Below are 11,590 nucleotides of genomic sequence, written 5' to 3' on the forward strand. Positions count from 1 at the left end.
TACTTCTGCCATCACAAAGTGCGCACGATCGACTTGTGCCAGGCTGACTAACCTGGATTGGACCTGTTACCCATGTCCTGGCACACCTGTTACCTATGTCCCCGGTCCATACACGCTGGGGCGAGGGAGTAAGAAGGAGCGAGTGCCGGTATTGCCCCCTTCGCAGGCCCAGCCGTCAAGCCGGTGCGTTGTAGTCCCCTTCAGCCGGCCGGCTGTGCCACGCCACCGACGTCGTCGTCGGCCACGGTCCGCCGTCGCCCAGCCGCTGATGCACCGCCTGCGCGCTCGACGACGCCGCATCCAGCACCTGCGTCAACGCCTGCACCTCTGCCAGCGCCGGCTCCGCCATCGCCGTGCGCAGGTACACATTCCCTCTCAGGCTCAGCAGCACGAACGGCCGGCCCTCGATCAGCACATCCTGCGTCGCCTGCGCCAGCCGTTCGGACAGCTCCTTGTCCAGCCAGGCCATGATCAGCTCGCGGTTGATCCCCACCGCGCCGAATCGCTGCCGCACGAGCTTGGACTCGATCTGCGACTGCTTCGGGAACATCACCAGCCAGCGCATCTCCTCCGGCGTGTCCGTGTCCACCCGCGTGCGCAGCGTGTCGGTGTAGGCCTCGAACACGTTGCTCTCCAGACGCTCCATCAGCTTGCGCTCGATGACCATCATCTGCATGTCGGGATTGATCTTGAGCTCGCAGCGCATGCGCAGCTCGAAGCCCTCGATGTAGCTGCGCTGCGAGGCCCCCCACTCGATGCGGGTCAGGCCGGGCAGCGTTCTGGGGAGGTCGATGACGAAGCCGCGCCCGTCGCGGGCGTGACGCAGCTGGCCGCCGCGTTCCGCGGCCCAGTCGCTCAAGGGGCGCCAGCGGGCCGCGTTGGCGCGGGCGGCAAACCACTGTTTGATTTGTTTGATTACCATGAGGCGGGACGGTGCGCGCGTGGCCAGGGGTCCGTGCATTGACGTGTCGACGACCGGGGCCTCGCGCTCCTACGGAGATCGCAGAATGATCGAAGTGTATTCATGGCCCACGCCCAATGGCCACAAGGTCCACATCATGCTGGAGGAATGCCGCCTCCCTTACCGGGTGATTCCCGTGGACATCGGCAACGGCGACCAGTTCGACGCGAAGTTCCTCGCGATCAGTCCCAACAACAAGATCCCCGCGATCGTCGATCCCGACGGGCCGGACGGCCAGCCGATGGCGCTGTTCGAGTCGGGCGCGATCCTGCTCTACCTGGCCGGCAAGACCGGCCGCTTCCTGCCCGCCGACACGCGCGGCCGCTACGAGGCGCTGCAGTGGCTGATGTTCCAGATGGGCGGCGTCGGGCCGATGCTGGGACAGGCGCACCACTTCCGCATCTATGCGCCGGAGAAGCTGCCCTACGCCATCGACCGCTACACCAACGAGGCCAAGCGGCTCTATGGCGTCATCGACAAGCGGCTGGCGCACAGCCGCTACATCGCGGGCGCCGAGTACGGCATCGCCGACATGGCGATCTTCCCGTGGCTGCGCAGCTGGAAGAACCAGGGCGTGGAGCTCGCCGATTACCCGCACCTGAAGGGCTGGTTCGACGAGATCGCGGCGCGGCCCGCGGTGCAGCGCGGCGTCGAGGTGCTGGCCGAGCGGCGCCGCCCGCTGGTCGACGACAAGGCGCGCGAGCAGCTGTTCGGCGCCACGCAGTACAAGCGGCACTGAGGTCCAGGCCTGCGCGCCCGGCGCGGGGTCAGATCTTGCCCAGCCGCGCGCGGTCGCCGAGCTCGGTGAGCCAGCGCCGGCCGTCCTCGCGGATGCCGGTGGCCAGCCCCTTGTCCTGCAGGCGCTGCTGCAGTTCCTCGCTGACCGGCATGCCGCCGGGCGATTGCGGAATGAAGTAGAGCGCGGCGCGCTCTTCGGGCGTGATCACCAGATCGGGCGGCGGGACGGGGAAGCTGAAGGTCGGCGGTGTGGACATGCGGCGCAGTATCCCTCAGCCTCCGGCGCCGCGTCGGCGCGCGGAACGCCCTCAGCCGCGGCGCGCGTGCTGCGCGTGTGGCGCGTGTGGCGCGTGTGGCGCGTGTTGCGGCTGTCGCGTCCGGCGGCGGGCGGCCAGGCCGGCGGCCAGCGCCGCGATGCCCAGCAGCGCGAGCGAATCGGGCTCCGGCAGCTCGCCGGCCGCGAAGGCCAGCGTGTTGGCCATCAGCAGCGCGCCGTCGCTGGAGGTCTTCCACAGGTCCGCACGGACGTCGCTGGATTCGGGGAACAGGTTGAGGCTGGCGACGATGCCGTTGTGGTCGTCGCGATAGCCCAGCAGCGGGCGGCCGTTGGACCAGGATGCGACGACGCTGGCGCCGGCCTTGGGCGAGAGCTTGAAGCACAGCGCCGACGAGCCGCCATCGAAGCTGTCCACGCCGCGCAGCATCGGGCTGCCAGGGAGCGCGATCGCGCCCAGGCCGCCGCAGCTGGCCTGGCGGTTGTCGATGTCGAAGACGTCGTAGTTCGCGGTCACGAAGCGGCCGCTGAGGCCGCCGAAGGGGATGGTCGCGTTGGAAAGACCCGCCTCGACCACGCCGCCGCCGGCATCGACGTAGTCCGCCAGCACGTTGCCCAGCTCGACCGCATTGGCGAAGCCGCCGATCGCGGGGTTGTTCTTGAGGTTGGTGTCGGAGAACACGAGCACCGCGTCGTAGGCCGTCAGCATCGCCAGCGTCGGCGTGCCGGTGTGGACGTTGAAGACGTCGACCACGCCGCTGAGCACGCCGGTGCCGGCGATCTTGGACTGCACGTCGGCCAGGCCGCCGCCCAGCGCCGGCGCGCCGAGGATCAGCACCGAGGCCTGCGCGGCGGCGCCCGCGGCGCACAGCGCGGCGGCGGCCAGCGCGGACCGGAGACGGGGAAGGAAGGTCGAGCGGGTCATCGGGTTCTCTCTCGTGGCAGTCGTTCTTGTGGTTGTTCCCTGAAGGCGGGAGGCCGGGAAACCGGCCCTGGCAAGCAACATCCAAGCCACCGGCGGGGATTCCCTGCGGCCTCAAGCACTTGCTGGTGCTGTCCCTGGAGAAGGGGTCAGCGGGTGTAATGAATCCCGACACTTCGGGCGTGGAAGTTGCTTCGCGCATCGCCCGTGAGGGCGTATGGCGGACCACCTTGTAATGCGGGGGTAAAACATCGTCGGCCGGCGTGGTGCCGGGCGACGCTTGGAGGGAAACTTGCCCGGGCGTGCTGGCGATGCCTGCTTGCGCAGGAGCGCGACACGTGATCAATGGGCCATCACGGGCCATCATGGGGTTCGAGCCCCGGAAGGAGATGCCTTCATGTCAGCCAAGCCGGACCACACCGATGCCGTTGGGGGCGTCGAGAGTCACAACGGGCGATGGTTCGTCCGCGAAGTCGTGGGCGAAGGACCTTTTCGAGCGCGCTACCTGGTGATCGCCGCGCATCCGGCGGCCGGCGGAGCGCCGGTGCTCGACGGCTACTGGCACGAGCTCGAGCGCAGTTTCGATTCGTGGAGCTACGCGGCCGACGCGGCGCTGGAAGCCGCGCAGCGGGCGATCGACTTCAGACCCTGATCCCGCGCCGGCGTGGCGCGCGCCGGCCTCACATGCCGGCGCCGATCTTCTTCTGCAGCGCCTTGTACTGGTCCAGCCGCGGGCCGCCGAGCGCGACCGCGCGCTCGATCGCCAGCGCGGCCTTGTAGCGCAGGCCCTGCTCGTAGAGCACCTGGGCCAGGTTGTTCCAGCCCTCGGGGATGTCGGGCCGCACGTCGGTCAGCCGCGCATAGGCCTGGGCCGCGGCGCGGCGGTCCTTGGCGGCGTAGGCCGTGTTGCCGGCGCCCAGCAGCAGCACCGGCTCGCCGGGCCAGCGCGTGAGCGCGGCGGTGTAGCCCTTGCGCGCCGCGTTGCCGTTCAGGCGCTCGAGCGCGGCCAGCGCCGCGCCGGTCTGCGCGCCGTCCAGCGAGGCCGGCAATTGATCCGGCGGCAGCGTCGTCATCGCCCAGTAGTCGCCGCGCGCCCAGGTGCGCTCGAAGACGGGCAGCTCCATTTCCTGGCGCGCCGTCTTGCCGCTGTGCAGCAGGATGGTGCGGCGCTCCTTGTCGTAGCCGACCGCGACCGCGTAATGCCACACCGGCGCGATGTCCAGCGACAGGTTCTGGAACACGATCACCGGATGCCCGGCGGCGAGCTCGGTCAGCAGCGCGTCCAGCCGCGGCGGCACGACGTAGGCCGGCAGCCCCTGGCGGCGCACCGCCACCAGCATCTCCGTCTGCAGCGAGCCCTTGCGGCCGGGCAGGAAGACCTGCGGCTTGAGCTGCTCGATGGTGGCGGGCTTGCCGGCGGTGCGCAGCAGCATGGCCAGCGCGGCGGGGCCGCATTCGTAGTCGTCTTGCGCGACGAAGGGCGTCTGCGCGGACAGGTCGATGCGCGCCGGCAGGCCGGCCGGCCACTGCTTCTCGAGCGCGCTCAGCTGCGGCGGCGTGCTCGCGCAGCCGCCCAGCAGCAGCGCGGCGGCCAGCACCGGCGCGGCCAGGCCGGCCAGACCCGGCCGCCGCGCGGCGCGCGAAGGACGCGGGGAGGGCGTGTCGACGGCGCGCATCGCGGACCTCAGCGGATCGAGCGCGTGAACGGGAAGACCTTGGTGAAGCCCAGGATGTCGGTGATCAGCAGGATCACGAAGACGGTGAAGATGATGCCCAGCACATCGCCGCCGGCGGGGGCGTCGGCGATGCGGCCGTCCAGTGAGCGGATCTCGTCATCGGACATCGCGTCCACGCGCGATTGCGCGGCGCTCGGATCGACGCCTTCCTTGACCATGGCCTGACGCACATCCTCGCGGGCGAAGAAGGCGTTGACGCGGGCGCGGCTGTCGGCGATGGAGCCGGCCGGCGTGGCCGGCTGGACCAGCGCGTCGGTGGGCACGACCTGCGCGACGGCGTGCATGGGCAGCGCCATCAGCGAGCAGGACACGATCAGCGTCGAGGCGATCGCGCGCTTGGCCAGCGAGGGACGGGAGGCTTGTTTGTGGTTCATCGGGGGACCTTGAAAGGGATGGATGCCCTGGAATCGTAGGTCGGCCCTCGGTGTTGTTACAAGTTCGATTACCGAGCGTCACATTGGATGCAAATGGCGGCCAATTCGGGTTCAGGTCTGGCTAGGGACCGCGTTGAGGGTTGAGGGCCAGCAGTGTCGCGTGCGCTGCCGTTGTCAAAGGTGTCGAATGAAACCTTTCTCTCCCTCGGTCCACTAGCTTGCTTCAGTTGAACAAACGGCCACTCCAATTGGCGAATGGAAGCAGATATGCCTATCAGCGGAATCTCCCCACTCCCGCTCAATCACCCCGAGGCGGGTGATTACCCGGGATGGCAAGCCGATGCCATATCGACTCGCGGGCAAGACGATCCCGCCATGGAAGAAATGTTGCACCTGCTGGCGCGGGGCGATGCGAGCAAGGTCCTGATCGCAGCGCTTTCCGGCCGGAGGCTGGCAAAAGGGGCGGACGCGGAGATCTATGCTCTACCGGGCTACGACCGTCTCCTGCTTCGTGTTGCTCGCCGCTTTGCTGCCATACACGCGAACTCGCTCGCGAAGAATCCGTTTACTGTCGGGCGCATTGATTGGCCCGCCGGAATTCTCGAGAAAAAATCTCTTGGTGTCGCATTGGGGCTGGTCAAGACTTGCGCCAGCGGTAATCGTGAGGAAACCAGGAAATTCACGAGTCTGGAGGATTGCTCCGAGTTGTTGCTGCTTCGCAAGATCGAGGGAGGCAGACCCGTGGACGGTTATATGGAGATGATGGGGCCACTCTTTCAGTCGGAAAATCTCAAGTGCCATTCAATTCTTGACGAGCTTTGCGCATTTTATAGCCACCAGCAGAGCGAGCAAGACGGGCTCCGGGTCGCACGATACGTTTTGGAGAAACTGGCGTCCGGTCAATCCTTTGAGATTGGAGAACGTGACGCGGCCGAGAATGACTTTCTGCTGCCCGGCTTCGGTATCAAAAAAGGGGAGTATGGAGAGTCCGCGAGGCTGCCGGCGAGAAATCCCGGGCGCGACTTTTGCGCCATGTATCACGAATTTTGCCAAGCCTATTTGCGGCAATTGGAGGATATCGCAAAAATGCCGCAGCATGCGTTTGATGAGGCGATCAGACTGATCGCTGAAGTGAATGACCTGTATGGCCTGGGCTTGGATTTTCAGCACCCCGGGAATATCCTCGTCGACGTGGCCCGGGGCAGGTTCGGCCTCGTGGACATCTCTTTGGCGAAGCGGGATCCCTCCATGACTTCAAACCGGCTGGCCTCGGCCTTTGGTCGATGTCTGTTTGGATGGAATTGCCTCGGGCAGTACGGAGGTCCACATCGAGTGATCTTTGCCAAGGCTGACGTCGATCGCTTGTGGCGCAGCGCGGAGGCCATTTTTTTGAAACTCGAGAATGCGTCCCCAGGCCTGGGTTCGTCGCTTCGGGCGACCTTGTTCAAATACAAAGGCCACCCGGGCAAGTCCCCGCACTGATCAACGCTCGCAGCGCTGCCCGCTGGCGCTGCGCAGGATCCAGCGCTCGCCCTGACGCGTGAGCTGGGCCAGCGAGGCCAGCGTCCCGATGGCGCAGGTCGAGGGATCGACCTCGGCGAACTGTTCGAGCTCGACGGTGTCCGCATTGCGCCAGCGCATGAAGCGGAAGCTGATCGGCGGCTGGTCCGGCGAGGGCTGGAACTTGTAGCGCTCGACGAGCTTGCCGTCCGTGAGGCTCCAGATCACGACGCCGTTGAATTCCACACCGGGCGAGGCGTGGGTCACCACCAGATGGCGGCCATCCGGCGAGGGATGGACATTGCCGTGCATCTCGTAGCGCGTGCCGTCGGTGCGCGAGATCCACAGCAGCTCGTCGCCAAAGGCCAGCGTCACGCGGACCACGTAGAACTCGCGGTCCGGCGACAGGCCGTCGAGGCGGTAGTCGACGTAGGGGACGGTCGGATCAGCCGGGTCGGGCCGCTGGCTGTCCAGCATCACCGGACGGCCCTTGGCCACCGGCAGCATCAGGCGCAGCCCGGTGCGGTGGACCGGCAGTCCGAGGCGGCGCAGCAACCGGGCTTCGGCATCGGCGCGGAAGGCTTCGTCGGAGCCTTCCTCAGGGGCGGCGGTGGCCGGCGCGCTCGCCGAGGAGTCGGGGAACAGCGCGCCGCGCGGCGCGATGCCGATGCTCGGCCCGGTCTTGGGCGGCGGCGCGGCCTGGACGGCGAGGCTGGCGGCGAGCAGGGTCAGGGCGCAGCACGCGGACAGCGCGGCGCGGGCGGGGACGGAGACAGGCATCGGACAGGCGGGCGGAGGCCGACGTGGTCGGCGGGCGCGCGAGTCTAGGGGCCGTCTCCCGGCCGGGTCCAGGGCGCCTTACCGCTGGTGACAAGCCCCGGCCGCGACAGCCGCCCAGCCGTGAACTCGGTCACGAATGCCGGCGCGAGCCGCCGCCCTCAGCCGTGGATCGCCGCCGCGACGATCTGCCCGATCGAGATGCACATCGCCGCCACCACCACGGCCAGCGCCATGTTCTTGTGCTCGACGATCTCCTCCCACAGTTTGTAGGGGGTGAGCTTGTCGATGATGATGAAGCTGACCCAGAACACCAGCACGCCGATGACGGCATACAGGATGGAGCCCAGCACGATGCCGGGCTTGAGCCATTCGAATCCTTCCATGTCGTTCTCCTGGTCGGGCGCTAGGGGCCGCGTTGGTCGCCGATACGAGCTGTTGATGTGAGCTGTCGATACGGGCGGGCGCTACTTGTGACCGCCACCGCCGCTGCTGTATCCGCCGTAGGAACCGCCGCTGGAGCCGACATAGCCGACCCCGCTGCCGCGGCTGCTGCGCTTGCACTGTTGATATTCGGCGCTGCTTTCGCCGTAGGTGGACTTGTAGCGGTCGCACTCGTCATCACTGCAGGCGCGCAGCAGCGCGAAGAGCACCACGATGATGAAGATCGCGATCACGATGTTGCGCAGCATCGTGCCCTGGTCCATGCCGGAGGAGACGTCGCGGCTCAGCGCCGGCATCTGGTCCTCGGGCAGCGAGAAGAAGCGGCGCACCTCGGCGGCCTCGACGGCGCGGCCATGGCTCCAGGTCACCTCGTTGCCGGTCTGCTCGCTGCTGAGCAGTTCCAGCCGCGTGCCGTTGCGCCACTCGTAGTCGCGCACCAGCGCGCGTTCCTCGCGCTTGACGCGCCAGTAGAACTCGCCCAGCACGTAGGTGACTTTGGCCGTGTAGGTCCACTTGTGCTTGAAGTCCTTGTCCTGATGCTTGACGGTCTTCGATCCGGCGTTGGACGGGGCGCCGGTGATCGGTCTGACGAGGCTCCAGCCGTCCTCGGTGTCGACCAGGAAGGCGAAGCCCTCCATCTGGTTGAACAGCAGGTACTCGCGCCAGAAAGTCTGTTCGTCCTCGCTGGACTCGGGCAGGTCGCAGCGCTCCAGATAGCCGACGACCTGCCAGGACTTGGGCGTGCCGCCATTGAGCGCCAGCAGCCCGGTGGTGCCCAGCGGGATCTGCGGCTGGCCGCCGGTGTTCTGGCGATAGGCGGCGAGCTCGGCGCCCGCGCCCTTGGAGATGTCGACGACCGACTGGCACTGGCCGCAGACGATGGACTGCGTGGACGCCAGCTTGGGTTCAAGCGAGGCGCCGCAGTGGGGGCAGGGCATCGCCTTGGACTGGAGCGTGGCGCCGCTCGCGTCGCGCAGGCCGGTCAGCTGCAGGTCGGCGAGCTGGACCGCGCGCCCCACCGACCAGCCCGGCTGGGCCGGATCGCTGTACTCGAGCGTCGCGACCTCGCCGGCGGTGTTGCGCAGGTCGATGACGGGATAGCGCTGGTCCAGGCGCGGCGGATGCGGCAGCTCGCCCTGGGCGGCGGCCAGCGTCGCGTCGACGATCGAAGCCACCTGCCAGGCCGAGCCCGCCAGCATCTGCAGCCCGCCGGGGCGCAGCGTCGCGGGGTCGGGGGCGGGCTCCCGCAGCGGCGCCTCGAAGCTGATGACGAAGCTGCCGTTGTCCTCGGCCAGCCAGCCGCTGCGGGGCGGCCGGTCGGCGCTGGCGTCGAAGAGGATGTGCCACTCGTTCCAGCCGCCGTCGGCGTAGGCCATCTGCAGCCGGCCGACGACGACGAAGCTCGCGCCGGCATAGCGCCCGGCGGCGCCGAGCTGCAGCGGCGAGTAGTCCTCGAACAGTTCCGCGCTGGTGCCGATCTTGCGCAGCGTGTCGCCGTCACGCAGCAGCGTGGAGCGGCAGTAGCTGCAGACGGCGCTGGCGGACGCGGCCGAGGCGAACTCGACCGGCGCGCCACAGTTCGGGCACTGCGCCTGCCAGCGGCGCTGGGGGGAAGCGGTAGCCAATCAGTTTCCGGGGCGGGAGGCGCGCGAGGGCGTCAGCTGAGCTTCTTCAGCAGCTCGGCCTTCTTGGCCGCGAATTCCTCGTCGGTGAGGATGCCCTTGGCCTTGAGATCGCCGAGCTTCTCGAGCAGCAGCAGGACCTCGTCGGCGCTCTGGCTGACGGGCTGGGGCTGGACCGGCTGGGCGCCTTGTGTGCCCTGGGCGGCTTGATTGGCGCCGGTCAGCCCTTGCTGGAGCTGTTGCGCCATGGTCTGGCCCAGGGCCAGGCCGGCGCCCAGGACCATCGCGTCGCCGGCCACGCCGCCGCCGCCCGAGCCCACGCCCTCGGCGAGCTTGGGGATGGCCTGCGCGGTCTGGTACTGCATGAACTGGCCCATGTTCTGGCCGATCATGCCCATGCCGATCTTCTGGTCGAGGATCTTCTGCAGCTCCTCGGGGAGCGAGACGTTCTGCAGCGTGACCATCTCGAGCCTGAGGCCCAGCGCGTCGAAGGCCGGCTGCGTCGCTTCCTGCAGCGCCTTGGCGAACTCGACCTGGTTGGCGGCCAGATCCAGGAAGGGGATGCCGGACTGGGCGACGGCGTCGCTGATGTGCTGGAGCATCAGACCGCGGAGCTGGCCGTCGAGTTCCGTGACGGTGTAGCGCTCGCGGGTGCCGGAGATTTCGGTGTGGAACTTCTTCGGGTCGACGACGCGGTAGCTGTAGTTGCCGAAGGCGCGCAGGCGCACGGCGCCGAAGTCCTTGTCGCGGATCGTGACGGGCTGCGTCGTGCCCCAGCGCTGGTCGACCTGCTGGCGGGTGGAGAAGAAGTAGACGTCGCTCTTGAAGGGGGACTCGAAGAGCTTGTCCCAGTTCTTGAGGTAGGTCAGGACCGGCAGGGTCTGCGTGGTCAGCTTGTACATGCCGGGTCCGAAGACGTCGGCGACCTTGCCTTCGTTGACGAAGACGGCCATCTGCGATTCGCGGACGGTGAGGGAGGCGCCGTACTGGATCTCGAAGTCCTGCATCGGGAACCGGTAGGCCAGGACGCCGTTGTCGTCCTCGGTCCACTGGATGATGTCTATGAACTGTTTCTTGATGAAGTCCATCAGGCCCATGGCGCTGCTCCACGAAAGGCGCGGTCCAGATCGACCGCCGGCGGGGAGTATCTCTCAGCGCCGGCGCGACCTTGGTCACCCTGAGGGGGGAGAGCACACCTCGAGCACCACCTCCCTGAGCCAACGGTGCCCGGGATCGCGCTCCATGCGCGGGTGCCACATCTGGGAGATCGTGATCGGCTCGGTCTCCACCGGCAGCGGGAGCGCGCGCAGCTCGCCATGGGCCAGGTCCTGGACGAAGTAGGACGCCGGCACCAGCGCGACCAGGTCCGTGGCGACCGCGATCGAGAGCGCGGCGCGGAAGCTCGGCACCACGACGGCCACGCGCCGCGCCAGCCCGAGCGCCGCGAGCGCCTCGTCCACCGGCCCGAGCCGACGGCCGCGGCGCGACGTGACCACGTGCCCGCAGGCTGCATAGCGCGCGGCATCCAGCGCGGGCTCGTCCAGCAGCGGATGCCCGGCCCGCACCGCGGCCACGAAGCGGTCGCGGTACAGCGTCTGCAGCCGCACCTCGGGGCCGGTCTCGCCGAGCACGCCGATGTCCAGATCGATGATCCCCTCGCGCAGCGGCCCGACGTCCTTGTCGACCTTGGGCGCGAAGCGCAGGCACACGCCCTGGGCGTCGCGCGCGACCCGCTGCACCAGCGCGGGACCGAAGGCCTCGATGAAGCCCTCGTTGGCGCGCAGCGTGAAGGTCCGCTGCAGCGTCTTCAGGTCCCATCCCGCGCCGGCCGGTTGAAGCACGGCCCGCGCGCCCTGCGCGAGCTCGCGCACCTGATCGCGCAGCGCCAGCGCGTGCGGTGTGGGCACCATCGTGCGGCCCGCGCGCACGAGCAGCGGATCGCCCGTCGCCTCGCGCAGGCGGGCCAGGGTGCGGCTCATGGCGGAGTCGCTGAGATGCAGCCGCTCCGCGGCGCGGGTCACGCTGCCCTCGGCGAGCAGCGCATCCAGGGCGGTCAGCAGATTGAGATCGATGTCGTCGGCCATCGGGCGACGCTAGCACGGCGCCCGGTGCGGATGGCGTGCCGTGCAAGGTGTCCCTGCGCGCCACGCTCTGGCTGCGGCCCCGACCGGCTCCTATGCTGGCCGCATCGCTTCCCAGCGCTGCAGCTTCCCGGCGCTCCATTCCGATGTCCTCGCTCAAT

The 11,590-nt window shown here is 68.3% G+C and carries 13 protein-coding genes; 3 read left to right on the forward strand and 10 right to left on the reverse strand.

Annotated features, from left to right (window positions below):
- Positions 1–175: 175 nt before the first annotated feature.
- Positions 176–922 (reverse strand): hypothetical protein, encoded by a 747-nt coding sequence (locus tag ABDW61_RS21295; protein WP_343641574.1) that lies wholly within the window; start codon positions 920–922, stop codon positions 176–178.
- 85 nt (positions 923–1,007) lie between these two features.
- Here ABDW61_RS21295 and ABDW61_RS21300 point away from each other — a divergent pair, with 85 nt between their 5' ends.
- Entirely contained in the window at positions 1,008–1,700 is a 693-nt protein-coding gene (locus tag ABDW61_RS21300; protein ID WP_343641576.1) for a glutathione S-transferase C-terminal domain-containing protein, read from the forward strand.
- A gap of 28 nt (positions 1,701–1,728) precedes the next feature.
- Here ABDW61_RS21300 and ABDW61_RS21305 read toward each other — a convergent pair whose 3' ends face one another.
- Together ABDW61_RS21305 and ABDW61_RS21310 are read right to left on the reverse strand one after the other, a co-directional pair.
- Positions 1,729–1,956: a hypothetical protein gene (locus tag ABDW61_RS21305; RefSeq protein WP_343641577.1), complete on the reverse strand. Its 228-nt coding sequence runs from the start codon at positions 1,954–1,956 to the stop codon at positions 1,729–1,731.
- A gap of 51 nt (positions 1,957–2,007) precedes the next feature.
- Positions 2,008–2,898 (reverse strand): PEP-CTERM sorting domain-containing protein, encoded by an 891-nt coding sequence (locus ABDW61_RS21310; RefSeq protein WP_343641578.1) that lies wholly within the window; start codon positions 2,896–2,898, stop codon positions 2,008–2,010.
- A 394-nt stretch (positions 2,899–3,292) separates the two neighbouring features.
- Between ABDW61_RS21310 and ABDW61_RS21315 the strand changes: the two genes are divergently transcribed.
- Positions 3,293–3,547, forward strand: a complete 255-nt coding sequence (locus ABDW61_RS21315) for a hypothetical protein (RefSeq protein WP_343641579.1) — start codon at positions 3,293–3,295, stop codon at positions 3,545–3,547.
- A gap of 28 nt (positions 3,548–3,575) precedes the next feature.
- On the opposite strand, the gene ABDW61_RS21320 is transcribed toward ABDW61_RS21315, so the two are convergent.
- Together ABDW61_RS21320 and ABDW61_RS21325 are read right to left on the reverse strand one after the other, a co-directional pair.
- Complete coding sequence (locus tag ABDW61_RS21320; RefSeq protein ID WP_343641581.1) at positions 3,576–4,571, reverse strand: PA2778 family cysteine peptidase; 996 nt, start codon at positions 4,569–4,571, stop codon at positions 3,576–3,578.
- A gap of 8 nt (positions 4,572–4,579) precedes the next feature.
- Positions 4,580–5,005 carry a PA2779 family protein gene (locus ABDW61_RS21325; protein ID WP_343641582.1) on the reverse strand — a complete coding sequence of 142 codons (426 nt, stop codon included), beginning with the start codon at positions 5,003–5,005 and terminating at the stop codon, positions 4,580–4,582.
- A 255-nt stretch (positions 5,006–5,260) separates the two neighbouring features.
- Here ABDW61_RS21325 and ABDW61_RS21330 point away from each other — a divergent pair, with 255 nt between their 5' ends.
- Positions 5,261–6,487, forward strand: coding sequence for a hypothetical protein (locus ABDW61_RS21330; protein WP_343641583.1), 1,227 nt, complete (start codon positions 5,261–5,263; stop codon positions 6,485–6,487).
- Here ABDW61_RS21330 and ABDW61_RS21335 read toward each other — a convergent pair whose 3' ends face one another.
- From ABDW61_RS21335 to ABDW61_RS21355, 5 genes are all read right to left on the reverse strand, one after another.
- Positions 6,488–7,285, reverse strand: coding sequence for a hypothetical protein (locus tag ABDW61_RS21335; protein ID WP_343641584.1), 798 nt, complete (start codon positions 7,283–7,285; stop codon positions 6,488–6,490).
- A 158-nt stretch (positions 7,286–7,443) separates the two neighbouring features.
- Positions 7,444–7,668, reverse strand: coding sequence for a DUF350 domain-containing protein (locus ABDW61_RS21340; protein WP_343641585.1), 225 nt, complete (start codon positions 7,666–7,668; stop codon positions 7,444–7,446).
- A gap of 81 nt (positions 7,669–7,749) precedes the next feature.
- Positions 7,750–9,351: a DUF4178 domain-containing protein gene (locus tag ABDW61_RS21345; RefSeq protein ID WP_343641586.1), complete on the reverse strand. Its 1,602-nt coding sequence runs from the start codon at positions 9,349–9,351 to the stop codon at positions 7,750–7,752.
- Between the two features lie 32 nt (positions 9,352–9,383).
- Positions 9,384–10,445 carry an SPFH domain-containing protein gene (locus ABDW61_RS21350; RefSeq protein WP_343641587.1) on the reverse strand — a complete coding sequence of 354 codons (1,062 nt, stop codon included), beginning with the start codon at positions 10,443–10,445 and terminating at the stop codon, positions 9,384–9,386.
- A gap of 75 nt (positions 10,446–10,520) precedes the next feature.
- Positions 10,521–11,432 (reverse strand): LysR family transcriptional regulator, encoded by a 912-nt coding sequence (locus ABDW61_RS21355; protein ID WP_343641588.1) that lies wholly within the window; start codon positions 11,430–11,432, stop codon positions 10,521–10,523.
- Positions 11,433–11,590 lie beyond the last annotated feature (158 nt).

The organism is Roseateles sp. (genome assembly GCF_039595595.1).
Lineage (GTDB): Bacteria > Pseudomonadota > Gammaproteobacteria > Burkholderiales > Burkholderiaceae_C > Roseateles.